This window comes from uncultured Maricaulis sp., from assembly GCF_963976135.1.
GTDB lineage: Bacteria > Pseudomonadota > Alphaproteobacteria > Caulobacterales > Maricaulaceae > Maricaulis.
The window spans coordinates 1-22,957 of sequence record NZ_CAXBKN010000048.1; the positions used below are offsets into that span (position 1 = coordinate 1).

20 protein-coding genes are annotated in these 22,957 nt (G+C 62.7%); 7 read left to right on the forward strand and 13 right to left on the reverse strand.

The window, feature by feature from the left end:
- The 3 genes from ruvB to ruvC all read right to left on the reverse strand — a co-directional run.
- The coding region (gene ruvB / locus AAC023_RS08160) for a Holliday junction branch migration DNA helicase RuvB (RefSeq protein ID WP_339740003.1) at positions 1–956 on the reverse strand (956 nt) is incomplete at its 3' end.
- Between the two features lie 57 nt (positions 957–1,013).
- Positions 1,014–1,661 carry a Holliday junction branch migration protein RuvA gene (ruvA, locus tag AAC023_RS08165; RefSeq protein WP_339740006.1) on the reverse strand — a complete coding sequence of 216 codons (648 nt, stop codon included), beginning with the start codon at positions 1,659–1,661 and terminating at the stop codon, positions 1,014–1,016.
- Positions 1,658–2,149: a crossover junction endodeoxyribonuclease RuvC gene (gene ruvC / locus AAC023_RS08170; RefSeq protein WP_339740008.1), complete on the reverse strand. Its 492-nt coding sequence runs from the start codon at positions 2,147–2,149 to the stop codon at positions 1,658–1,660. The genes ruvA and ruvC overlap by 4 nt, the downstream gene beginning before the upstream one ends.
- Before the next feature lie 327 nt (positions 2,150–2,476).
- Here ruvC and AAC023_RS08175 point away from each other — a divergent pair, with 327 nt between their 5' ends.
- From AAC023_RS08175 to AAC023_RS08195, 5 genes are all read left to right on the forward strand, one after another.
- Positions 2,477–2,803: a hypothetical protein gene (locus tag AAC023_RS08175; RefSeq protein WP_339740010.1), complete on the forward strand. Its 327-nt coding sequence runs from the start codon at positions 2,477–2,479 to the stop codon at positions 2,801–2,803.
- 111 nt (positions 2,804–2,914) lie between these two features.
- A complete protein-coding gene (locus AAC023_RS08180; RefSeq protein ID WP_339740012.1) occupies positions 2,915–3,538 on the forward strand; it encodes a hypothetical protein in 624 nt (207 codons plus the stop codon).
- Positions 3,539–3,631: 93 nt separating this feature from the next.
- Positions 3,632–4,312, forward strand: coding sequence for a hypothetical protein (locus AAC023_RS08185; protein ID WP_339740014.1), 681 nt, complete (start codon positions 3,632–3,634; stop codon positions 4,310–4,312).
- A gap of 154 nt (positions 4,313–4,466) precedes the next feature.
- Complete coding sequence (locus tag AAC023_RS08190) at positions 4,467–5,654, forward strand: cupin domain-containing protein (RefSeq protein WP_339740017.1); 1,188 nt, start codon at positions 4,467–4,469, stop codon at positions 5,652–5,654.
- A 113-nt stretch (positions 5,655–5,767) separates the two neighbouring features.
- Positions 5,768–6,895, forward strand: coding sequence for an SMP-30/gluconolactonase/LRE family protein (locus AAC023_RS08195; protein WP_339740019.1), 1,128 nt, complete (start codon positions 5,768–5,770; stop codon positions 6,893–6,895).
- A 36-nt stretch (positions 6,896–6,931) separates the two neighbouring features.
- On the opposite strand, the gene tkt is transcribed toward AAC023_RS08195, so the two are convergent.
- The 10 genes from tkt to metF all read right to left on the reverse strand — a co-directional run bounded on the left by tkt (position 6,932) and on the right by metF (position 20,024).
- Positions 6,932–8,914, reverse strand: coding sequence for a transketolase (gene tkt / locus AAC023_RS08200; RefSeq protein ID WP_339740021.1), 1,983 nt, complete (start codon positions 8,912–8,914; stop codon positions 6,932–6,934).
- 57 nt (positions 8,915–8,971) lie between these two features.
- Entirely contained in the window at positions 8,972–10,552 is a 1,581-nt protein-coding gene (gene pgi, locus AAC023_RS08205; protein WP_339740023.1) for a glucose-6-phosphate isomerase, read from the reverse strand.
- Positions 10,553–10,608: 56 nt separating this feature from the next.
- Entirely contained in the window at positions 10,609–11,766 is a 1,158-nt protein-coding gene (locus tag AAC023_RS08210; RefSeq protein WP_339740025.1) for an AGE family epimerase/isomerase, read from the reverse strand.
- Between the two features lie 34 nt (positions 11,767–11,800).
- Positions 11,801–12,562 carry a YebC/PmpR family DNA-binding transcriptional regulator gene (locus AAC023_RS08215; protein WP_339740027.1) on the reverse strand — a complete coding sequence of 254 codons (762 nt, stop codon included), beginning with the start codon at positions 12,560–12,562 and terminating at the stop codon, positions 11,801–11,803.
- A 93-nt stretch (positions 12,563–12,655) separates the two neighbouring features.
- The gene (locus AAC023_RS08220) at positions 12,656–13,741 is read right to left on the reverse strand and encodes a mannose-1-phosphate guanylyltransferase/mannose-6-phosphate isomerase (protein ID WP_339740029.1); all 1,086 of its coding nucleotides are present in this window, start codon (positions 13,739–13,741) and stop codon (positions 12,656–12,658) included.
- 167 nt (positions 13,742–13,908) lie between these two features.
- Positions 13,909–14,178, reverse strand: a complete 270-nt coding sequence (locus tag AAC023_RS08225; RefSeq protein ID WP_339740031.1) for a hypothetical protein — start codon at positions 14,176–14,178, stop codon at positions 13,909–13,911.
- A 299-nt stretch (positions 14,179–14,477) separates the two neighbouring features.
- Positions 14,478–15,296, reverse strand: a complete 819-nt coding sequence (locus tag AAC023_RS08230) for a TIGR00282 family metallophosphoesterase (protein ID WP_339740033.1) — start codon at positions 15,294–15,296, stop codon at positions 14,478–14,480.
- 100 nt (positions 15,297–15,396) lie between these two features.
- Positions 15,397–18,054 carry a methionine synthase gene (gene metH / locus AAC023_RS08235; RefSeq protein ID WP_339740035.1) on the reverse strand — a complete coding sequence of 886 codons (2,658 nt, stop codon included), beginning with the start codon at positions 18,052–18,054 and terminating at the stop codon, positions 15,397–15,399.
- A gap of 12 nt (positions 18,055–18,066) precedes the next feature.
- Positions 18,067–19,128: a homocysteine S-methyltransferase family protein gene (locus AAC023_RS08240; protein WP_339740037.1), complete on the reverse strand. Its 1,062-nt coding sequence runs from the start codon at positions 19,126–19,128 to the stop codon at positions 18,067–18,069.
- A complete protein-coding gene (gene metF / locus AAC023_RS08245; protein ID WP_339740039.1) occupies positions 19,125–20,024 on the reverse strand; it encodes a methylenetetrahydrofolate reductase [NAD(P)H] in 900 nt (299 codons plus the stop codon). Before metF ends, AAC023_RS08240 begins: the two co-directional genes overlap by 4 nt.
- 271 nt (positions 20,025–20,295) lie before the next feature.
- On the opposite strand from metF, the gene metK reads away from it, so the two are divergent.
- Together metK and ahcY are read left to right on the forward strand one after the other, a co-directional pair.
- Positions 20,296–21,462, forward strand: a complete 1,167-nt coding sequence (gene metK / locus AAC023_RS08250; RefSeq protein ID WP_339740041.1) for a methionine adenosyltransferase — start codon at positions 20,296–20,298, stop codon at positions 21,460–21,462.
- Positions 21,463–21,546: 84 nt separating this feature from the next.
- Entirely contained in the window at positions 21,547–22,956 is a 1,410-nt protein-coding gene (gene ahcY, locus AAC023_RS08255) for an adenosylhomocysteinase (protein ID WP_339740043.1), read from the forward strand.
- The last annotated feature ends 1 nt before the right edge of the window (position 22,957 follow it).

Genomic DNA, 22,957 nt, shown 5'->3' on the forward strand with positions numbered 1-22,957 from the left:
GTGCGTTGCAGGAAGCCCTGCTGGATCAGGAAAGGCTCGACGACATCTTCCAGCGCGTCGCGGGCCTCTGCCAATGCGGCGGCCAGGGTTTCGACCCCGACCGGGCCGCCGGCAAAGCTCATCATCAGCGCCTTGAGATAGCGCCGGTCGAGACTGTCGAGCCCGAGCGCGTCCACTTCGAGCCGCCGCAGGGCGTTGTCGGCGGTCTCGGCCGTGATCTCATTGCTGCCATCGGCCTCGACGAAATCGCGCACCCGGCGCAGCAGGCGCCCGGCAACGCGCGGCGTGCCGCGGGCGCGGCGGGCGATTTCGCGGGCACCGTCGGGACTGGCATTGATCCCGAGCTTGCTGGCGGCACGGCTGACGATCAGGCCGAGCTCGGCCTCGTCATAGAATTCCAGCCGCACCGGCACACCGAACCGATCGCGCAGCGGATTGGCCAGCAGGCCGGCCCGCGTGGTGGCGCCTACAAGCGTGAAAGGCGGCAATTCAATCCGCACCGTCCGCGCCGAAGGCCCCTCGCCGATCACCAGGTCGAGACAGTAATCCTCCATCGCCGGATAGAGGATTTCCTCGACGATGGGGGGCAGGCGGTGGATCTCGTCGATGAAGAGCACATCGCGCGGCTCGAGATTGGTCAGGATGGCGGCGAGATCGCCGGCCTTGGCAATCACCGGGCCGGAAGTGGCGCGGAAACCGACGCCCATTTCGCGGGCAACGATCTGGGCCAGCGTCGTCTTGCCCAGGCCCGGCGGGCCGGACAGCAGGACATGGTCGAGCGCTTCCTCGCGGCGGCGGGCGGCGTCGACGAAGACTTGCAGATTGGCAATCGAGGCCTTCTGGCCGACGAAATCATCGAAGGAGAGCGGGCGCAGGGCCTTGTCGCGACTGTCACCCGCTTGCGGCGCATGGTCGACGAGACGGTCGGCAGTGGGGTCCGGAAAGGCGTCAGTCATGATGCACCGGGTTTAGCCTGAACCGGCCACGGGCAGCAATGACCGGCTGCGCGACCCTCATGGCGCCAACACGCGCAGCGAGAGACGGATCAGATCGGAGATCGGCGCATCGCTGCCGGCATCGCGCATCACGGTCGCGACCGCCTGGCGGGCAATGCTCTCCGGATAGCCCAGATTGAGCAGGGCCGAGACCGCATCATCGCGCGCGGCGCCGGCCGACGGCGGCAGCGGCGTTTGCGCCGCGGCGCCCGGGGCCGCAGGGGCGTCACCATGAACCGGCAGGCCGATTGAGAAACTGCGCCCGAGCGGCGGTGCCTTGTCCTTGAGTTCAGTCGCAATTCGCGTCGCGAGCTTGGGGCCGACGCCCTTGGCGCGAGCGAAGGCGGCCTTGTCGCCGAGCGCGGTGGCGTTGGCGAGTTCCTGCGGCGGCAACACGTCGAGAATGGAGAGCGCCGCCTTGGCACCGACACCCTGGATTTCCTGCAGCCGGACAAACCAGGCACGGTCGAGATCATCCGTGAAGCCATAGAGTTTGAAGGCATCCTCGCGGACGTGGGTCTCGATATGCAGCACAACCGCCTGCCCCGGTTCGAGCCGTGCCAGCGTCCGCGTCCCGGCCCCGACCAGATAGCCGACACCATTGACGTCGATCACCGCCTCCTCGGCGCCGATGGCCTCAACGATGCCCTTCAACATGCCGATCATGCGACGCTCCCGATGCTTCGTGCCCGGCGATGATGGGCGTGACAGATGGCAATGGCCAGCGCATCGGCTGCATCGGCAGTCGCTTTGGTGCCCGGTAGCAGGATCGAGACCATCGCGGCGATCTGGGTCTTGTCGGCCGCGCCTGTGCCGACAACGGATTTCTTCACCAGCCGGGCCGCGTATTCGGCCACCGGCAGGCCAGCCTGGGCCGGGGCCAGCAAGGCTGCAGCGCGGGCATGGCCCAGCTTTAGAGCGGATGACGCGTTGTTGGCCATGAAAGCCTCCTCGATCGCCGACTCGTCGGGCTGGTGCAGGCGAACCAGTTCGGTCACGGCATCGAAGATGTGATTGAGACGCATTGCGAGGGGCGCATCGGTCGGCGGCGTCACCACACCGTGGGCGATGGCCGCCAGGCGGTTGCCATCGACTGTGATCACCCCCCACCCCATCCGGCGCAGACCAGGGTCAATTCCCAGAATTCGAATCATGCTCACAACAGGGTCCGCCTTTGATCAAGGGTTTAGCATTCGCGCAAAGAGAAGAACAAGAGGTGAACGCAAAATTGCTCATCTGAAAGGTCCGCCGCAATGGCCCGGCGCGGCACGGATTTTCTGCAAGCGCTTCGCAATCTCACAATTGATGCGAATTGGTCGCAAAATCTTTTCGTAAACCTTTGAAAATGCTCATTTTTATTATCCGTAGTATCATTTGACCGCTGTCAGGCCTCACGGCTACAGTAAAGGGGAGTATGCACCATTTCGAACGCAGGGTTCGTTGGTATTAAAGGGGAAATTTAAATGGCTAAAAAAGGCAAGATGAGCCGCCGCTCATTTCTGACGCGGGTTGCAGGCGGCACGGTTGCTGTCGGCGCCGTCGCGACAGTCGCGGGCGCAACAATGCTGCAGCGCAACAGCGATGCGGATCCTTCTGATTCCGCAGGCAATGCGCGCACCGGCATCACCGACAGCGATTCGGGCAGCTATGCTGACCAGGCTGGTCACGGCACCGGCACCACCGGCATCACCGACAGCGACAGCGGTGCCTGCGCCGACACCGGCGGTCACGGACGCGGGAACTCCGGCTACACGGATAGCGACAGCGGCAGCTGCTCCGATCCGGCCGGCCGCGGTCGCGGTGGCTAGCCCAGATACTTCCGGGTCCGGGCGCCTGCGCGTCTGGACCCGTCCTTCATGCGAGGGATGGCATGCCGGCCCCTGGGGAGGCGCCGGACTTGATCTCAAAGGAATTTTGGCATGGCAAAAAAGGGAAAGCTGAGCCGCCGCTCGTTTCTGACGAGCGTTGCGGGTGCGGCAGTCGCAACCGGCGCGGCAGCCGTCGTTACCGGCGGTTCGGAAGCCCAGCGCTATACCGGACGCACTGACAGCGATACGGGCAGTTATGCCGACCGCGCCGGATATGGCCGCACCGGCATGTCTGACAGCGATAGCGGATCCAATGCCGACCGCGGCGGTTATGGACGCGGCAGCACCGGATATACTGACAATGATAGCGGCAGCTATGCCGACCCTGCGGGGCGGGGCCGCGGCAATACCGGCGTCACCGATAGCGATACGGGCAGCTATGCCGATCCGGCCAATCGCGGTCGCGGTGGGCGCACCGGCATCACCGACGGCGATAGTGGCGGCAATGCCGACCCGGCCGGACGTGGGCGCGGCGGCAGCCGCAGCGGCCTCACCGACTCTGATCCGAGTGATCCGGTCGGAAACGGTCGCGGTGCGCGGAACTTTACCGATAGCGATTCCGGCAGTTGTGCCGATCCGGGCGGACGCGGGCGTGGCCCGGTACGCCAAGGAACGTCTGACAGCGATAGCGGTCGGTGCTCCGATCCGGGCGGTCGTGGACGTCCTGGCTATTAGGCTGATGGCTCGCGACTGAATTTGCGGGCGGGCCGCACCCAGCGGTCCGCCCGAATTTCCTGACGCCAACCTTCTGATGAGGGAGATCATGCCATGGCCAAACGTGGAAAACTGAGCAGACGATCATTCCTGACCCGTGTTGCGGGCGCTTCGCTTACGGTCGGCGCAACCGGGGTGGTGTCCGCTTGCGCGACGACAGGATACACTGACTCCGACCCCTATGATCCGGTCGGCGGCGGTGGCTATCGAGGCGGTGTCACGGACGCCGATTCAGGGCGCTATGCCGATCAGGCCGGCTATGGCCGCGGCGGCGGCGTCACTGATGCCGATACCGGCAGCTATGCCGATCCGGTCGGACGCGGCCGGGGTGGCGGCGTCACCGACAGCGATACCGGAAATTATGCCGACCCGGTCGGTCGTGGACGCGGCAGTAGCGGCATCACCGACAGCGATACCGGTGCCTATGCCGATCCGGTCGGACGTGGCCGCGGCGGCAGTGGCGGCAACCGGGTCACGGACAGTGATTCAGGCCGCTATGCCGATCCGCCGGGACGCGGTCGCGGCAATAGCGGTGGCGGCATCACTGACAGCGATACCGGTGCCTACGCCGATCCCGCCGGACGCGGTCGCGGCGGCGGCATCACCGACAATGACAGCGGCAGCTATGCCGACCCGGTCGGACGGGGCCGCGGACGTGGTGGACGCGGCAGCAACGTCACCGATAGCGATACCGGCGCCTACGCTGATCCGATTGGCCGGGGTCGGGGTAACTGATCCAGCCGGGACAGATCAATCGGCGAACAGGGCCGCAACGCCCTGCTCGCCGCACCTGTCTCGAAAGACCTGCGCTATTGCCCCTGGGCACGCAGGATAACCAGAACATCTAGAGACCCGCTGCGTTCCGCAGTGTGGGAAAAAGCGGGGACCAATGAGCGACCAACAGTGGATGCAGGATGTACTCGGATACCTGCTGGATCCGATGAATCCGGAAGAATTCCTGGCCGACTACCACGAGAAAAAGGCCTTCATCGCTCATCGCAATGATCCGGAACGCTACCGCCCGCTACTGTCGATCCAGCGCATTGATGATCTGATCTCCGGGATGGATTTTCAGCCCGGCACCCTCGACATGGCGCGCTCGGATCCACCCATTTCGCGCGCCGATTACAGCTTCGAAAGCGGCCTGATTGACCGCGGCGCCGTGGCTCGCAATTTCCAGCAGGGCGCGACCATTGTCCTGCCCCAGCTGCACCAGGTCGACCCGACCCTGGCCGGCTTCACCCGCTCGGTCGAATCCCTTCTATCCTGCCATGTCCAGACCAATATCTATCTGACCCCGCCCGAAGCCCAGGGCTTCAAGACCCATTATGACGATCACGATGTCTTCGTCCTTCAGGTCGAAGGCTCGAAATCCTGGCGCCTGTACAACACCCCCGTCGAGAACCCCTACCGGGGCGAGGGCTTCCAGCCCGGCGCTCATGAAATCGGCGAGCCGGTCCAGGAATTCATCTTGCGGGCCGGGGAATGCGCCTATGTGCCCCGCGGCCTGATGCATGATGCTTCAACCCATGGACATGACGTCTCCCTGCACATCACCGTGGGGCTCATCGTCAAGACCTGGGCAGATCTGATGCTTGAGGTTGTCTCCGATGTCGCCCTTCGGCGACCTGAATTCCGTCACGCTCTGCCCGTGGGTTTTGCCCGCCCGGACTTCGACCGCACGCAGAGCGAGGCCCATTTCAAGACTCTGATGAAAGCGCTCAACAGCGAAGCCGATCTCGATTCCTCCTACGATATTTTTGTCGATAATTTCATCCGTTCACGGACACCGAATACGCGCGGCGCGATCGTGAATTTCAACGCGCCGGACAAGGCCGGCCAAAAATACCGCCTTCGCCCACTTGTGCCCTGGCGGCTGGCCGAGGATGGCGAAGAAGTCGTGATCATCACGGCAGGCGGCGAAGTCCGCTTTCCCGCCGCCGCAGAGGCCGGGCTACATATCCTGCTTGATGGCGGTGAGATTTCGGGGAGCAGCTTTGCAGGTCTCGACGAGACCCAGACCCGTGACACCTTGAAAAAACTCTTCGCCTTCGGGATATGCACGCCGGTCGGGTAATCGCAGGCACGGCTATCGTGGCGCGGCCGGACCCGGTCACTGTCCATACCGCACCCAACGCCGCAGATCTGACTCAAAGCCGGGGCAAGCCCGCGGGAGATGACTGACACCTCATGATCCTGAGATATCTCGCCATCCCTTTCGGCATCGGACTGGCCTTTCTGGTCCTCTGGTTGATGTGGCCCTCGCCCATCAACCCCATCCGGTGGGACGAACCGGCTGCTCCACCTCTGGACGGCGTCCTTTCGCCTGATGACGACCTGGCCGCAGCGACCATCTTTCAGGCTGGCGCGCCTAGCGCTGCGCGAAGCGTCGCGGTCTCAACCGATGGCATGGTCTATTTCGGCACGTCCGATGGCGACCTCATGCGATTGCGGACGGGGCTCTCCGACGATGATATCCAGCCCGAATATCTGGCCCATATCGCCGACGCCCCCCTGTTTGGCCTGGCGTGGATTGATGAATCAAACCTGGCGATCGCCGCCACTGGCAGCATTCACGCTTTCAATCTGACCAGCCTGGAAGTGCGCACACTCAGCACAGGCAGCACGGCCCGATCCTTTGGCAATCTCAGCAGCCTGACCGTCGCCGACAATGGCGTCATCTATTTCACGGACTCCTCCGCGCGGTGGGATCATGCTTCGCCTCGGCCGGGCTATTTCTATGACATGCTCGAAAACCGGCCGAACGGCCTGGTCTATGCCTGGGACCCGCGGAGACGGATCACGACGCAGGTGCGGGATCGCCTGTATTATCCCACCGGGATCGCCCTCGCCTCAGACGGCCAGTCGCTACTGGTCAGCGAGACCTTTCGTTACATGATCCAGCGCATCTGGGTCGCCGGCCCCCGGCACGGAGAGATCGAGGTATTCGCCAAGAATCTGCCCGGCATGCCGACCGGTATCGCATTGGACGGCAAGGGCGGTGTGATCGTCGCGATGGCAACGCGGCGGTCGCGCCTGCTCGCCACCGCGCACCGCAATCCCGGCCTGACACGGTTTCTGATCAAGCTGCCACAATGGCTCCGCCCCACGGATTCCCGACCACAGGGCTTTGTCCTGCGTCTCAACGAATCCGACGGCCAGATACGCGATGCCTTCCACGATCAGGACAGCGCGCTGAATTATCTCTCCAGCGTCACAATCGGTCCTGGCGGTGCCATGTGGCTGGGTTCATCCTTCGGCGGCGTCATCGGTCGCTTCGATCCGGACGACCTGGACGACCAGACCGCGCAACCCTGACACTATTCGCGTGAGCAGCTGCCTGTGCGTGTGCCCCTAGTGGGAAAGGCGTTTGCGCGCGAGTGCCACAATGGCGTCGGCGGTGATCCCGAACAATTCATAGAGCTGGCCGGCCGGGGCGCTGGCGCCGAAGCCCGTCATGCCAACGAAATCGCCATCGGAACCGATCACGGCATCCCAGCCATAACGCAGTGCCGCCTCGACACCGATACAGGGCACGCCCGGCGGCAGGATTTCATCGCGATAGCGACGGCCCTGTTCGAGGAAGAGGTCGATACACGGTGCCGACACGACCCGTGCCGCGGTGCCCGACGCCGCCAATTGCGCGGCGGCATCAACGGCAAGCCCGACTTCCGATCCGGTCGCGACAATGATGATATCGGGCGCGCCGCTTGTATCACGCAGGATATAAGCTCCCCGGCTGGACCGGTTTTCCTGGCCATCATCATCGCGGAGGAAAGGCAGGGTTTGACGGGACAGTGCCAGGACGCTGGGACCGTCGAGCCGCAACAACGCCAATTCCCAGGCCTCAGCGGTCTCGAGCGCGTCGGCCGGACGGTAGACATGCATGTTCGGGATCGCTCGTAGGGAGGCGAGGGTTTCGACCGGCTGGTGCGTCGGACCGTCTTCGCCAAGACCGATCGAATCATGGGTCAGCACGTAGATGACCGGCTGCTGCATCAGGGAAGACAGGCGCATGGCCGGCCGGCAATAATCAGCGAAGACAAGGAAGGTTGCGACATGGGCGCGGAACCCGCCATGCAGGGCCAGCCCGTTCGCGCAGGCCGCCATGCCATGCTCACGAATGCCAAAATGGATGTACTGGCCGGCATAGGAATCGGCGGAGACGACCCCGACATCCGGCGTCTTGGTCAGGTTCGAGCCGGTCAGATCAGCCGAACCGCCGACCAGGCTCGGCCATTCGCCGAGAATCGCTGCCAGCGCCTTGCCCGAGGCAGCGCGCGAGGCCAGATCGGGCCGGTCCTCCGCCACTTTCAGCCGCCATGCGATCAGCGCAGCGCGTTCGGCCTCGCCGGCATCACCCGACAATTGGGAGACAAATTCACCGGCCAGATCAGAGGCCGAAAGCCGGTCGCACCAGGCGGAATGGGCATCGGCCGAACCGGTCGAATGCCAGTCGGCATAAATCTCGTCCGGGATTTCAAACGGGCCATAGGGCCAGCCCAGCGCCTTGCGGGCGCCGGCAATCTCTTCAGCGCCCAATGGTGCACCATGGCTACCGGCCGTACCGGCCTTGGTCGGTGCGCCATAGCCAATCGTGGTGCGGCAGGCGATCAGGACCGGGCGCTCGCTGGTCTTTGCCGCGGCGATCGCTGCATCGACCGCGTCGATATCGTGCCCGTCGACACGGCTGGTCGCCCAGCCGGCCGCCTCAAAACGCTTGAGCGTGTCGGTCGATTCGGAGAGGCTTGTCGGACCGTCGATCGAGATTTCATTATCGTCCCACAGCACGCACAACCGGTTGAGCTTGAGATGCCCGGCCAGGGAGATGGCTTCATGGCTGATGCCCTCCTGCAGATCACCGTCCGAGGCAATCACCCAGGTCCGGTGGTCAACGACAGCATCGCCATAGCGGGCATTGAGCATGCGTTCGGCGAGCGCAAAACCAACCGACATCGAGATGCCCTGCCCCAGCGGCCCGGTGGTCGCCTCGACACCGGCGGTGTGGCCGTATTCGGGGTGGCCGGGCGTGAGGGAATCGAGTTGACGGAATTGCTTGATCTGGTCGAGCGTCATCTCTTCGAAGCCGGTCAGGTGGAGCAGCGAATAGAGCAACATCGAGCCGTGACCGGCCGAAAGGATGAAACGGTCTCGATCGGCCCAGCCCGGCGCCGCCGGATCGAATTTCATATGCTTGGCCCACAAGACGGTCGCGACATCGGCCATGCCCATCGGCATGCCCGGGTGACCGGAATTGGCGGCTTGCACCGCATCCATGGAAAGGGCCCGGATGGCATTGGCCATTTGAGCGAGACGGGTCCCGGGGATTGCGTTCATTGCTGTCTCTCTCTTGGCATCAGGGTCATGACTGCATCGTCCGGCGGGGCCGGCATTTCATTGCGGCGCAAAGCCTGTCCGGGCAAGCATTGCCCGGGTGGACGCGTCATAGCCGCTTAATTCACCGTCCAGAATACCCTTCGTCAGCACCTTTCCCAGTTCGACACCCCATTGGTCAAAGGGATTGATGCCGTAAAGCACGCTCTCGACGAAGACCTTGTGTTCATGCAGGGCCAGAAGCGCACCGAATATGCCCGGGGTCAAATCATCGAGCAACAGCACGGACGAGACCCGGCCGCCGGGCATGGATTTCTGTGCGGCAAGCGCCGCATCATCGCCAGGCGGCAATTGGCGGCCATCCAGCAGGGCAGCGCCCTGGGCGGCCATATTGGCGGCAAGCACACGTTCACGCGGATCGGCACTGGCGAAATGGCGGGCAATACCGATGAAATCCACCGGCGTCACATCGCCGCCCTGGTGCAGCCACTGGAAGAAGGAATGCTGCACTTCCGTACCGCACCCCCCCCAGACGAGCGCGCCCCCCGGCATTGGGGCAGCTTGCCCCTCGGCGGTGACCGACTTGCCAAGGGATTCCATCTCCAGCTGCTGCAGATAGCCGGGCAAGAGGCCCAAACGGGCGGAATAGGCCGCGACGCAGCGGCTGGAATACCCGAGCACACCGCGATTCCAGAAATCGATCAGCGCCTTCATGACGGGCAGGTTTCGGGACATTGGCGCGGTCGCGAAATGCTCATCCATTGACCGTGCCCCGTCGCGGAAGGCCGCGAAGGCATCCGGGCCGAGCCCGATCTCAAGGCTCAGACCGACCGCGCTCCAGACCGAATAGCGCCCGCCGACCCAGTCGGGGAAATCGAAAACATGATCCGGGTCGATGCCGAAACCAACAGCCTTGTCGCGCGCAGCCGAGGCCGCGATGAAGTGCTGCCCGGCCCGATCTGCCCCGACATGTCCCGCCATCCAGGCGCGGGCCGCTTGTGCGGTCATCAATGTTTCCTGGGTCGCGAAAGACTTGGAGGCGATGATGAAGAGAAGGCTTTCCGGGTCAGCTCCGGCGACAGCCTGTTCCAGGTCCGACGGATCGAGACTGGCGATGAAGCGCAATTCCGGTCCGGTGCGGGCCTGCCCGGCCAGGGCGTCGGCCACCAGACGCGGCCCCAGATCGGAACCGCCAATGCCAATATTGACGACGCGCGCAACGGCTTTTCCGGCCGGCTTGAATTGACCGCTCCGGACCTGCAGAGCGAAAGCGCGGGTCTGGGCCTGGCTTCGGTCAACCAGATCGGCCGCCTCCGAACCCTGGATTTGCGCACCATGGCGGTAGGCCATATGGAGCGCGGGTCTTTGTTCGCTCGTATTGACGACACCACCGGTCAGCAGAGCCTCGCGGCGGGCGTCAAATCCGGCGCTTTCGAGATAGGCCGCCAGAGCAGCGATACTGGCGCGGTCAAGCCGCTGCTTGCTGGCATCCAGCTCAATGCCGGCATGCGAAATCAACAGCGCGTCAGCGCGCTCCGGATCGAGTGTCATCAGCTCCCGGATCCGGGCACCGGCAAGGCGTCTTGCGTGCGCGATCAGTGCCTGAGGTGGGACATTGTTTTCCAGCTCGATGACGGTCATGAAAAAAACCTAGAATCCGGTGGGCCGGAACACAAGGAGGTGTCCCGAACACACAATTAGACCACCGTTCCAGCCGGATGTGTCCGGTCGGACTCGAGGCACGCACACTCGATGATGGCGCCGAACACATGATAAAGTGTGCTGGCAGGAATCCGCTCCGAGGCCGGCTTGCCTCGAGCATCGAACTGATCGATCCATCCGCCGGAAATGACATTGTCGAGATGGTAGTCCAGCATCGCAGCCTCGGCGGCCTGAAGATGTGCGGCCGCGCCGGGCAGGTCGAGCCGGCGCCTCAGCGCCGCAACCCGCAGCCATTCAGTCTGCATCCAGGTCCGCGACGATCCGTCCAATGCTTCGCCACGCGCATTGATCGCCGCATAGAGCAAGCCGGTTGCCGGGTTGATCCCGGACTGCATGGCGGTCTCGAACAGGGTATCGGCGGCCGGGTCCAGGGGCTGACCGCTAAGCCTGTGAAACTCATGCAGCAGCCAGGCCCACTCGCATAAATGGCCCGGCTCCACCACCGAGCCCAGATCGCCTGTGGCGCGGCTCCAGTCCGCATTGAAGAACTCCCGCACCACTGCCGGTCCGCGCTGGTAGAACACCCGGTCGAACAGAGCCTTGATTGCGCTGGCCCGGGCCAGTACGTCGGCGCGCCCGGTGGCCTCATACAGCGCCATCAGCGCTTCGAACATATGCATGTGGGGATTTTGGCGCCGCGGCCAATGCGCGCCGGAAATGCTTTCGACATAGCCGCCCGCCGGGTCGGCCATGGCACCATCAAGCCAGGCCAGCGTTTCGTCGGCCAGATCGAACCAGGCCTGATCGCCGCTGGCTCGGCCGAGCCAGGCCAGGGCGAGCAGAATAAAGGCGTGATCATAAAGGTCACGAACGGGGTTGGCGACCAAGCCACGATCCGTCAGAAGATGAACCCAGCCTGGCCGGCCATCGACCCGCCAGGCGCGCTTGCGCAGCAAATTCATCGCCTCTTCGGCGCGCTCAAGGCCAAAACCCCAGCCCTGATGGTGAGCATGGGCGAAGACGTAGATCTGGCGCGCCTGCACCCGAACCCGGCGCATGTCGCCACTGATGGAAGATCCGTCGAGGGCAAGGGATTCGGCGAATCCGCCATGCACATCGTCCCAGCCATGCTCGGCCCAGAACGGGAGCGCTGTTTCCAGCCCCCATTGTGCAAATCTGCCGACGCCTTCCACCCCATCCCCCGATCAACCAGCCTGCTGCAACCTATCAGGCAAGGCTGGCCATGTCCTCGTCGGAGATATCGAAATTGGCGTAGACATTCTGAACGTCATCGCTGTCGTCGAACGCATCCATCATCTTCATCAGGCCGGGCACCTTGTCGCTCGGCACAGGGATCAGATTTTGCGGTTTCCAGATCAGATTGACCGAGACCGGGTCGCCGAATTTCTCTGACAGGGCCGCGACCACATCCATCATGTCTTCGCGCGCCGTGTAGACGAGGTGCTGGCCTTCATTGTCATCATCGCCAGCTTCAGCCGCGACATCATCCGCGCCCGCTTCGATCGCCGCTTCCATCATCGTGTCTTCATCAGCCACGGAGAGCGGAAAACGGATTTCGCCGACATTGTCGAACATGAAGGCGACCGAGCCGGTCTCGCCCAGATTGCCGCCATGCTTGGCGAAGGCGGTGCGGACATCGGCTGCGGCGCGATTGCGATTATCGGTCGAGACCTCGACGATCACGCCGACACCGCCGGGACCGAAACCCTCATAGCGGATATCCTCATAGCTATCCGCATCGCCGCCAGCCGCCTTGTCGATCGCGCGCTGGATATTGTCTTTCGGCACCGACTGGCCCTTGGCGATCGAGACCGCCAGACGCAGGCGCGGATTGGCATCGATATCACCGCCACCCAGTTTCGCCGCGATCGTGATGTCCTTGGACAGTTTGGAGAACAGCTTGGAGCGAAGCTTGTCCTGGCGCCCTTTGCGGTGCTGGATGTTCGCCCATTTGGAATGTCCGGCCATGTTTGGCTTCCCTATGCCTGCGGATTCGAGTGGTTTTATTAGCGAGAATGACCGCGAAAGGCGAGCCGGTTCGCCACATTCAGGATCAGCCCATCACAGCAGATGGTGATGACCGTCGTCTTTCAGCGCGTCGACAATCTTCTTGACGCTCTGCGCGTCATCGCGGTGCACGACCAGGACCGCATCACCGGTCGCGACAATGATCAGATCCTTGACGCCGTGAATGGCGACCTTGGCGCCATTGGAGATCACGAAGGAATTCTCGCTGGCATGGATGCTGACATTGCCGCGCGAGGCATTGCCGTTCTCATCCTTGTCAGAGATCGACCAGAGCGCATCCCAGGAACCGACATCCGACCAGCCGATATCGGCCGGCACAACGACGGCCTGGCGGGTCCGCTCCATCACGGCATAGTCAAAGGAAATCGATGGGCAGGCTTCAAATGCGGCCAGGTCCAGCGTCAGCTTCGTGCCCGATTGCCCGGCCCCGCTCACGGCATTGCGGCTATGCCGGGCGACTTCGGAACAATGCTGTTCCAGCTCACCAAGGAGCACCCCCGCACCGAACAGGAAAATGCCGGCATTCCAGTAATATTCGCCGCTGTCCAGAAAACCGCGGGCGGTTGCGGCATCGGGCTTTTCGGTAAATCTGTCGACGTGGAAGCCCGACAGGATCGGGGCCCCGCGGCGGATATAGCCATAACCCGTCTCCGGCCCATCCGGTTCGATACCGAAAGTAACCAGCTGCCCTTGGGCTGCGAGCGCGGCACCATGGGCGATCGCCTGGTGGAAACCGTCAATATCGCGAATGTGGTGGTCAGCAGGCAGGAGGAGGATGAGGGCATCCTCGCCGAGCTCGCGACGGACCAGCTCGGCAGCAACGGCAGCGACTGGCGCCGTATTGCGTCCGACGGGCTCGACGACATAGCGGGACGGCGCACATCCCAACTCGTCAAGCTGCTGACGGGCGCGCACATACTGACTTTCATTCAGGACGATGATCGGGGCTTCAAACTCGAAATCCTTCGAGCTGGCGGCGACGCGGCGGGCGGTTTCCTGCACCATGGACAGCTCGGTGACGAGCGGGTGCAATTGTTTGGGGTGGGCCGCCCGGGAGAGCGGCCACAGGCGGGTCCCGGATCCACCCGACATGATAACCGGAACTATTCGCACCACCATTCGTCCGTCCTCATCCTTGCGGCCGTTTCCAGACCGCGCAGCAGGCGGTGAAGTCTACATTTTCGAGACGCCAAAGCACAGGCTGCCCCGCATATGGGACACCGCGCCGGAAAGAAGCCAACATCTCGCGGGCTGGAGCAAACCGCATGTAAGATGCCTGCCGCCGGTCAGACGCGGGCAGCCTTGCTATCGGTTGCGAGATTGGTGGCTGGTGGAAAATTCCGGAGGGTCAGAAAATTGAGAAACTGGCCCAGCATGCTTGCACTGTCGGTCTGGACAACACGGATATAGGATTCCGACTCCTGCAGGCTGGTCGTGAAGACACAGGCCTGATTGTGAGCATCACTCTCTTCGCATGACCTCAGAAAATCGACCAGATACTGATCGAACACATGAGCATCCTGCGCTTTTTCGAACCGGATCGTCTGTTTAAACATGCCATCCCCCGATAGCTAACGCATACCACGCCAACGCATCGAAACGAAGTCCCCGCAACCCACGCGCGATCTGGGTCAGTGGCATTCCCGTTCTGTGCGCCTTCTGCAGATGCCCGGCTCGTGCTGGCCACGGCTTGCTGCCATCAATCACGCCATCATCCTTTCGCCATTATGGCAAAGGCGATGGCATGCCTCCCGTGATCAGGATCATGACAATTGGGTAATTTTTCAAGTAGCCAGAATCAGTCGGCGTCCGCGCGCCTGCGGTAGCAGGGCGCTACAACTGAGAATGGTCCGGCTCAGGGTTGTGGAACCAGCTCTGACAGCTGACCGCCAATCCGGATCGCCTCGCAGCGCAGCGCCAGGCCGGTCGCGTCATCGGTCTCGACGAACACACCGCAAACCGTGGCCTCACCGGTCGCCGGCTCGAAACGGCCCGTGCGCATCCGGGTCGTGAAGCGGCGCAAGGGCTCTTCCTTGTCCATACCGATCACCGAGTCGTAATCGCCACACATGCCGGCATCGGTCTGGTAGGCCGTGCCACCCGGCAGGATACGGGCATCTGCGGTCGGGACATGGGTATGGGTGCCGACGACCAGGCTCGCGCGGCCATCACAATAGACGCCCATGCCCATTTTCTCGCTGGTCGCTTCGGCGTGAAAATCGATGATAATCGCATCGGCGACCTGGCCCATCGGTGCGGCCGCCAACTCTCGCTCAATTGTTGCGAAGGGATCGTCGAGGGTTTCCATGAACAGGGCCCCCATCAGATTGACCACCAGCACGCGCGAGCCATTGGCCGCCTCGATCAAATTCGCGCCCTTGCCCGGTGTCGACCCGGCCGGATAATTCGCCGGTCTGAGCAGGCGCGGTTCGCGATCGATATAGGTCAGGGTCTCGCGCTGGTCCCAGGCGTGATTGCCCAGCGTGAGCGCATCGACGCCAAGGTCAAACAGGCCTTCACAGATCTTCTCGGTGACGCCGAACCCGGCCGCCGCGTTCTCGGCATTGACGACGACGAAGTCGAGGGCGAGGGTCTGGCGCAGATCGGGCAGATGCGCTTCCAGCGCCCGGCGTCCGGTCTTGCCGACAATATCACCGAAAAAAGCAAAACGCATGCGAGGCTCCAGGCGCGATCAGCCCGCAGGACAGGGCAAGGCGCGGGATATGACGCATATCGAGCGTAAAGTCCAAATCATGGCTGATGATCGCGCCGTGTCAGGCCGCGACGGTCTTGCCCGGGACGTAGTCAAGGATCGGCCCCAGCGCCCGCTCGGCATCCTCCACCGGCCAGCCCTTGCGGGCGGCATAGTCCTCGACCTGGTCGCGCAGGATGCGGCCCACGGCGAAATAACAGCTCTCGGGGTGCGAGAGATAGAGGCCCGACACCGATGAAGCCGGCGTCATGGCGAAGGAATTGGTCAGGCTGACACCGGTCGCATCGGCCGCATCGAGCAAGGCGAACAGGGTGCGTTTTTCCGAATGATCCGGCTGTGAGGGATAGCCGGCCGCGGGGCGGATACCAGCATAGGTCTCGGCGATCAGATCCTGGCGCGACAACGTCTCGTCCGGGGCGTAACCCCAATGTTCGCGGCGGACCTGCTCATGCAGCCATTCGGCACAGGCCTCGGCCAGCCGGTCGGACAAGGCCTTGAACATGATCGAGGAATAATCATCCTTTTCAGCGACAAAGCGGGCATGCACGGCCTCATTCTCGCCGGCTGTGACCACAAAGCCGCCGAGATAATCGGCAATCCCGGACGGCGCGATAAAGTCGAACTGGGACAGGTGCGGCCGTGCATTATCCTTTGCGGCCTGCTGGCGCAGACCATGGAAAGTGTCGAGCCGCCGGGTGCGGCTGTCATCGGTATAGAGGACGGCGTCATCGCCAGCACGGTTGGCGGGCCAGAAGCCGCACACCGCCTTCGGCGCCAGCCAATCCTCATCGACCATGCGATTGAGCATGACCTGGGCGTCCTTGAAGAGGTCGCGGGCGACGGCGCCGCGTTTGGGGTCGTCGAAAATCGCCGGATAACTGCCCTTGAGCTCCCAGGTGAAGAAGAAGGGCGTCCAGTCGATATAGTCGATCAGGGTCTTGACCGAGGGCGAGAAAGTCCTGGTGCCGAGGAAGGCCGGCTTGGGCGGGGTATAGGCCGACCAGTCGCAATCCCAGGCATTGGCCCGGGCTTTTTCCAGTGGCAGCCGCGCCTTCTTCGAGCGTGCCGCAAGACGGCGTTCGCGGATCTTCGCCAGATCCTCACGCACACCCGCCGCATAGGCATCACGGCCATCGCCCAGCAATTTGGAGACGACGCCGACGGCGCGGCTGGCATCAAGGACGTGGATCACCGGTGCAACCGAGATCGCCGGGTCGATCTTGACCGCCGTATGGGCCGGGCTGGTGGTGGCGCCGCCAATCATCAGCGGCAGGGTGATATTGCGCCGCTCCATTTCCGAGGCGACGAAAACCATCTCGTCGAGCGAGGGCGTGATCAGGCCGGACAGGCCGATCACATCGGCGTTTTCGCGCAAGGCGGTCTCGATAATGGTCTCGCAGGTCACCATCACGCCGAGATCGATCACCTCATAGCCATTACATTGCAGCACCACGCCGACGATATTCTTGCCGATATCGTGGACATCGCCCTTCACCGTCGCCATCACGATCTTGCCGGCCGAGGATTGCGCCTCGCCGGCGGCCTCCTTCTCGGCTTCCATGAAGGGGATGAGATGAGCCACGGCCTGTTTCATGACGCGGGCCGATTTCACCACTTGCGGCAGGAACATGCGGCCATCGCCGAAGAGATCGCCGACGATATTCATCCCGTCCATCAACGGGCCCTCGATCACATGCAGCGGCCGCTCGGCCAGCTGACGCGCCTCTTCGGCATCCTCGACGATGAACTCATTGAGGCCGTGGACCAAGGCATGCTTGATGCGCTCATTGACCGGCGCCTCGCGCCAGGCGAGATCGCGCTCCTTGGCCCTGGAACCGCCACTGTCGCGATAGGTCTCGGCTTCGGTCAGCAGGCGATCGGTCGCATCCTCGCGGCGATTGAGGATCACATCCTCGACGAGATCGCGCAACTTCGGTTCGATATCGTCATAAATGTCGAGCTGGCCGGCATTGACGATCCCCATATCCATGCCGGCATGGATGGCATGGTAGAGGAAAACGGTGTGCATGGCCCGGCGCACAGGTTCATTGCCCCGGAATGAAAAGGACACATTCGAGAGGCCGCCGGAGACATGGCAACCGGGCAATTCCTTGCGGATGCGGCGCGTCGCCTCAATGAAGGCGACGGCATAGTCATTATGTTCCTCGATGCCGGTGGCGACGGCGAAGATATTGGGATCGAAGATAATGTCTTCCGGCGCGAAGCCGACCGTATTGACGAGAATGTCATAGGCCCGCTTGCAGATATCGACCTTGCGGTCGGCCGTGTCGGCCTGACCAGCTTCGTCAAAGGCCATTACGACGACTGCGGCACCATAGGCCTGGCACAGCCGCGCCTGTTTCAGGAAGGTCGCCTCGCCCTCTTTCAGGCTGATCGAATTGACGATCGGCTTGCCCTGCGTGTTCTTCAGCCCGGCCTCGATCACCTCCCATTTGGAGCTGTCGATCATCACCGGCACGCGCGCCACATCGGGCTCCACTGCGATCAGCCGCATGAATGTGGTCATCGCCTCGACACTGTCGAGGAGGCCCTCATCCATATTGATGTCGATGATTTGGGCGCCATTCTCCACCTGTTGCCGCGCGACCGAAACAGCGGCACCGAAATCGCCCTCGGTGATCATCCGGCGAAACACGGCCGAGCCGGTCACATTCGTGCGTTCGCCGACATTGACGAAGGTGGAGACAGGTTTGGTCATGGACACATTATCTCAAGCTGACAGTTCGAACGGCTCGAGGCCGGCGAGATGCATGGCGCGTTCGCGGCGGGCGGGCTGGCAGGGCGCCGCGCCGGTGGCCGCGGCGGCAATGGCACGGATATGGGCCGGGGTCGTACCGCAACACCCGCCGAGAATATTGACCAGGCCGGAACGCGCCCACTCGCCCAGATGGGCTGCGGTCTCATCGGGCGTCTCGTCATACTCACCCATATCATTGGGCAGGCCGGCATTGGGATAGGCGAGAATGCGCGTATCGACGACACGCGACAACTCGGCAATATAGGGCCTGAGCTCGTCCGCGCCGAGGGCGCAATTCAGCCCGATGGCCCAGGGCTTTGCGTGGCGGACGGAATACCAGAAGGCCGTCGCCGTCTGCCCGGACAGGGTGCGGCCGGACCGGTCGGTAATCGTGCCCGACAGCATGATCGGGCGGTCAATGCCCTCTTCGGTACGCAAATCAATCAAGGCCTTGATCGCCGCCTTGGCATTGAGTGTGTCGAAAATCGTCTCGACGAGAAAAAAGTCGACATGATCGGCCATCGCCCTGGCCTGTTCGGCATAGCTCAGACGGACCTGATCGAAATCGACCTCACGAAAGCCGGGATCATTGACCTGGGGCGAGATGGACAGCGTCTTGTTGGTGGGCCCGATCGCTCCGGCAACCGCCTTGGGCGCGCCGGTCCGGACCTGTTGTTCGTCGGCGGCCTCGCGAGCCAGCCGCGCGCCCTCCCGGGCAATCTCCGGCGCCAGATCCTGCATTTGATAATCGGCCTGGGCAATCGAGGTCGAGGAGAAGGTATTGGTCTCGACGATATCCGCACCGGCATCGAAATAGGCGTGATGGATAGCCTTGACCGCGCCGGGCGCGCTCAGATTGAGAATGTCGTTATTTCCCTTGATCAGCGCTGGCCAGTCGGCAAAGCGCTTGCCCCTATACCCGGCCTCGTCGAGCTTGAGATCCTGGATCTGCGTCCCCATCGCCCCGTCGAGAATGAGGATGCGCTCCCGCGCGGCCCGCTCCAGCGACGCCAGCCTTTCCGCACGCGCCGTCATGCCACGGCTTCCGCGGTCGCCTTCGGCTTGACGCCCAGCAGGTGGCAGGTCGACAGGGCGAGTTCGGCCCGGTTCAGCGTGTAGAAGTGGAAATCACTCACACCGGCCTTGCACAAGTCTGAGCAAAGCTGGGCTGCGAGATGCGCCGTGACCAATTGCCGGGTCGGCGCATCCTCGTCGAGGCCGTCGAAATGGCGATGGACCCGCTCGGGGATATGGGTGTTGCAAAGGCCCGCAATCCGGGTCAGCCCCTTGAAATTCGGCTGCAGCATGATGCCCGGCACGATCGGAATTTCGATCCCGGCCTGCACCGCGCGGTCGCGAAAACGCAGGAAGGTTTCCGGCTCGAAGAAGAATTGCGTGATGGCGCGCGTGGCACCGGCATCGATCTTCGCCTTGAGCAGGTCGAGATCATGTTCAAGGCTCGCGCTCTCGGGATGCTGTTCCGGATAGCAGCCAACCGAAATTTCGAACTCACCGATCGCCCGGATGCCGGCGGCCAGCTCGGCCGCATTGGCATAACCGCCAGGCGCCGGACAATAAGCCTCGCCAATCCCTTCGGGCGGATCACCGCGCAAGGCCACGATATGGCGCACACCGGCATCACGATAATCGCGGATCACCTCGTCGACTTCCTCGCGAGTCGCCGAAACGCAGGTCAGGTGAGCGGCCGGGCGGATGTCCGTTTCGTTGACGATGCGGTGCACGGTGCGGTGGGTCCGCTCGCGCGTCGACCCGCCAGCACCATAGGTGACTGAAACAAAGGCCGGGTCGAGCATCTCCAGACGGCGGATCGACTCCCAGAGCGTTGCCTCCATCGCCTCCGTCTTGGGCGGAAAGAATTCAAAGGAAACGGTAAGCCCGTCACCGGAGGCTGTATCTGCGCCTGAACTCATATCCCCACTCCCGGACAATTGCGGCTTGCGGCCCCGTAAAAAACTTGGCCAGATACGCAGACATAAACATATCTTTATGTGATCGAATATGCTACCCGTTTCTTGCAGCCCACAAGAGCTTTCGGCAAACACCACCGCTCCAAGCCCTCCAAAGCAAGCGAGTCAAAACTGATGGCATGCCGCACTGCGGCGGCATTGGTGGCTTGCGCAACCATCGCTAATCTGCTTGTGTCCGCGCGATATAAAGCAATCGTTATATGAGGAGTTTTCCTTGAGCCGCTCATCCTATATTTTCACCAGCGAGAGCGTGTCGGAAGGTCATCCCGACAAGGTCTGCGACCGGATTTCAGACACTGTGGTCGACCTGCTCCTCAGCAAGGACCCTGAAGCACGGGTCGCCTGCGAGACGCTGACGACAACCAATCAAATCGTGCTCGCCGGCGAAATCCGCTGCGCGGTCGACGTCTCCTCCGAGGAGATTGAAGCGGCAGCCCGCGAGGCCGTTCGCGATATCGGCTATGAGCAGGACGGATTTCACTGGAAGAATTCGGCCTTCCAGAACTTCCTGCACGGCCAGTCGATCCACATCGCCCAGGGCGTTGATGGCGGCGACAACAAGGATGAAGGCGCTGGCGATCAGGGCATCATGTTTGGCTATGCCACCAATGAGACCCCTGAACTGATGCCGGCTCCGATCCAGTATTCGCATCAAATCCTGAAGCGCATGGCGACCCTGCGCAAATCCGGCGCGCGCCCGGAATTCGAGCCCGACGCCAAATCCCAGGTCACGCTGCGATATGAAAATGGTCAGCCGGTTGGTGTGACCTCGGTCGTCGTTTCGACCCAGCACAAGGATGGCGTGACACAGGAGCAGATCCGCGAACTGGTTCGTCCGATCATCTCCGAAGTCCTGCCCGAGGGCTGGTTCCCGCCGGAAGCCGAATTCTACGTCAATCCGACAGGGACCTTCGTGATCGGCGGCCCCGATGGCGATGCCGGCCTGACCGGACGCAAGATCATCGTCGACACCTATGGCGGCGCCGCACCGCATGGCGGCGGTGCCTTCTCCGGCAAGGATCCGACCAAGGTCGACCGCTCTGCCGCCTATGCCTGCCGCTGGCTGGCCAAGAATGTCGTTGCCGCCGGTCTGGCCGAACGCTGCACCATCCAGGTCGCCTATGCGATCGGCGTGTCCAAGCCACTCTCGCTCTATGTCGATCTGCACGGCACCGGCCAGATTGCCGAATCCAAGCTGGAAGACGCGCTGATGCAGATTGCCGATCTGTCGCCACGCGGCATCCGCACCCAGCTTCAGCTCAATCGCCCGATCTATGCCCGCACCGCCGCCTATGGCCATTTCGGGCGCAATCCCGACACGCAAGGCGGCTTCTCCTGGGAGAAGACCGACCTGGCCGAAGAACTGCGTAAACTGGCGTAAATCTGTTCCAAGCGGGCCGGCAAAGCTGGCCCGCTTGTCCAAATGTTCCCAAAAATCATACCCAAATAGAAGGACCTGATGGTCATGACGCAATTTGCTGCGGACAAGCCCTATCTCGTAAAAGACATGTCGCTGGCCAAATGGGGCCGGATCGAAATGGATATGGCCGAGATCGAAATGCCCGGCCTGATGGCCCTGCGCGCCGAATTCGGCAAGGCCCAGCCCCTGAAGGGCGCCCGGATTGCCGGCTCGCTCCACATGACGATCCAGACCGCCATCCTGATCGAGACCCTCACCGCGCTGGGCGCCGAAGTGCGCTGGGCCTCGTGCAATATCTTCTCGACCCAGGACCATGCCGCCGCGGCGATCGCCGAGAGCGGCGTGCCGGTCTTCGCCACCAAGGGCGAGACGCTGGAAGAGTACTGGGATTATGCCGACGCCATCTTCCATTGGGGCAATGGCGAAACCGCCAACATGATCCTCGATGATGGCGGCGATGCGACGATGTATCTGATCCTCGGCGAAAAGGCCGAAGCCGATCCATCCGTGCTCGACCATCCGAAATCGGAAGAAGAAACCGCCCTCTTCGCCCAGATCAGGAAACGTATAGCCGCGACCCCGGGCTGGTTCGCCAAGGCGAAGGCCGCGATCCAGGGCGTCTCGGAAGAGACCACGACCGGCGTCATGCGCCTCTACCAGATGCACAAGCGCGGCGAGCTCCCCTTCCCCGCCATCAACGTCAATGACAGCGTCACCAAGTCGAAATTCGACAATCGTTATGGCTGCCGCGAAAGCCTGGTCGATGCGATCCGTCGCGGCACCGATGTGATGATGGCCGGCAAGACCGCCCTGGTCTGCGGCTATGGCGATGTCGGCAAGGGTTCTGCTGAATCCCTGCGCGGCGCCGGCGCCCGTGTCTTCGTCACCGAGATTGATCCGATCTGCGCCCTGCAGGCCTGCATGGACGGCTTCACCGTCGTCACCATCGACGATGTCGTCGGCGAAATGGACATTTTCGTCACCGCGACCGGAAACAAGGACATCATCACCGTCGACCATATGCGGGCGATGAAGGACATGGCGATCGTCTGCAATATCGGCCATTTCGACAATGAGATTCAGGTCGAGGCCCTGCAGAATTTCGAATGGACCAATGTGAAGCCACAGGTCGACATCATCAATTTCCCTGAAGGCAATCGCATCATCCTGCTTTCGGAAGGCCGCCTGGTCAATCTCGGCAATGCGACCGGCCATCCGAGCTTCGTGATGTCCGCCAGCTTCACCAATCAGACGCTGGCCCAGATCGAACTCTGGACCAAGGGCGAGCAGTACGACAACAATGTCTACATCCTGCCCAAGCATCTCGACGAGAAGGTCGCCGCCCTGCACCTGCCCAAGCTCGGCGCCAAGCTGACCGTGCTGTCGGCTGAGCAGGCCGAATATCTCGAACTGCCAAAGACCGGCCCGTTCAAGGCTGATCATTACCGCTACTAGG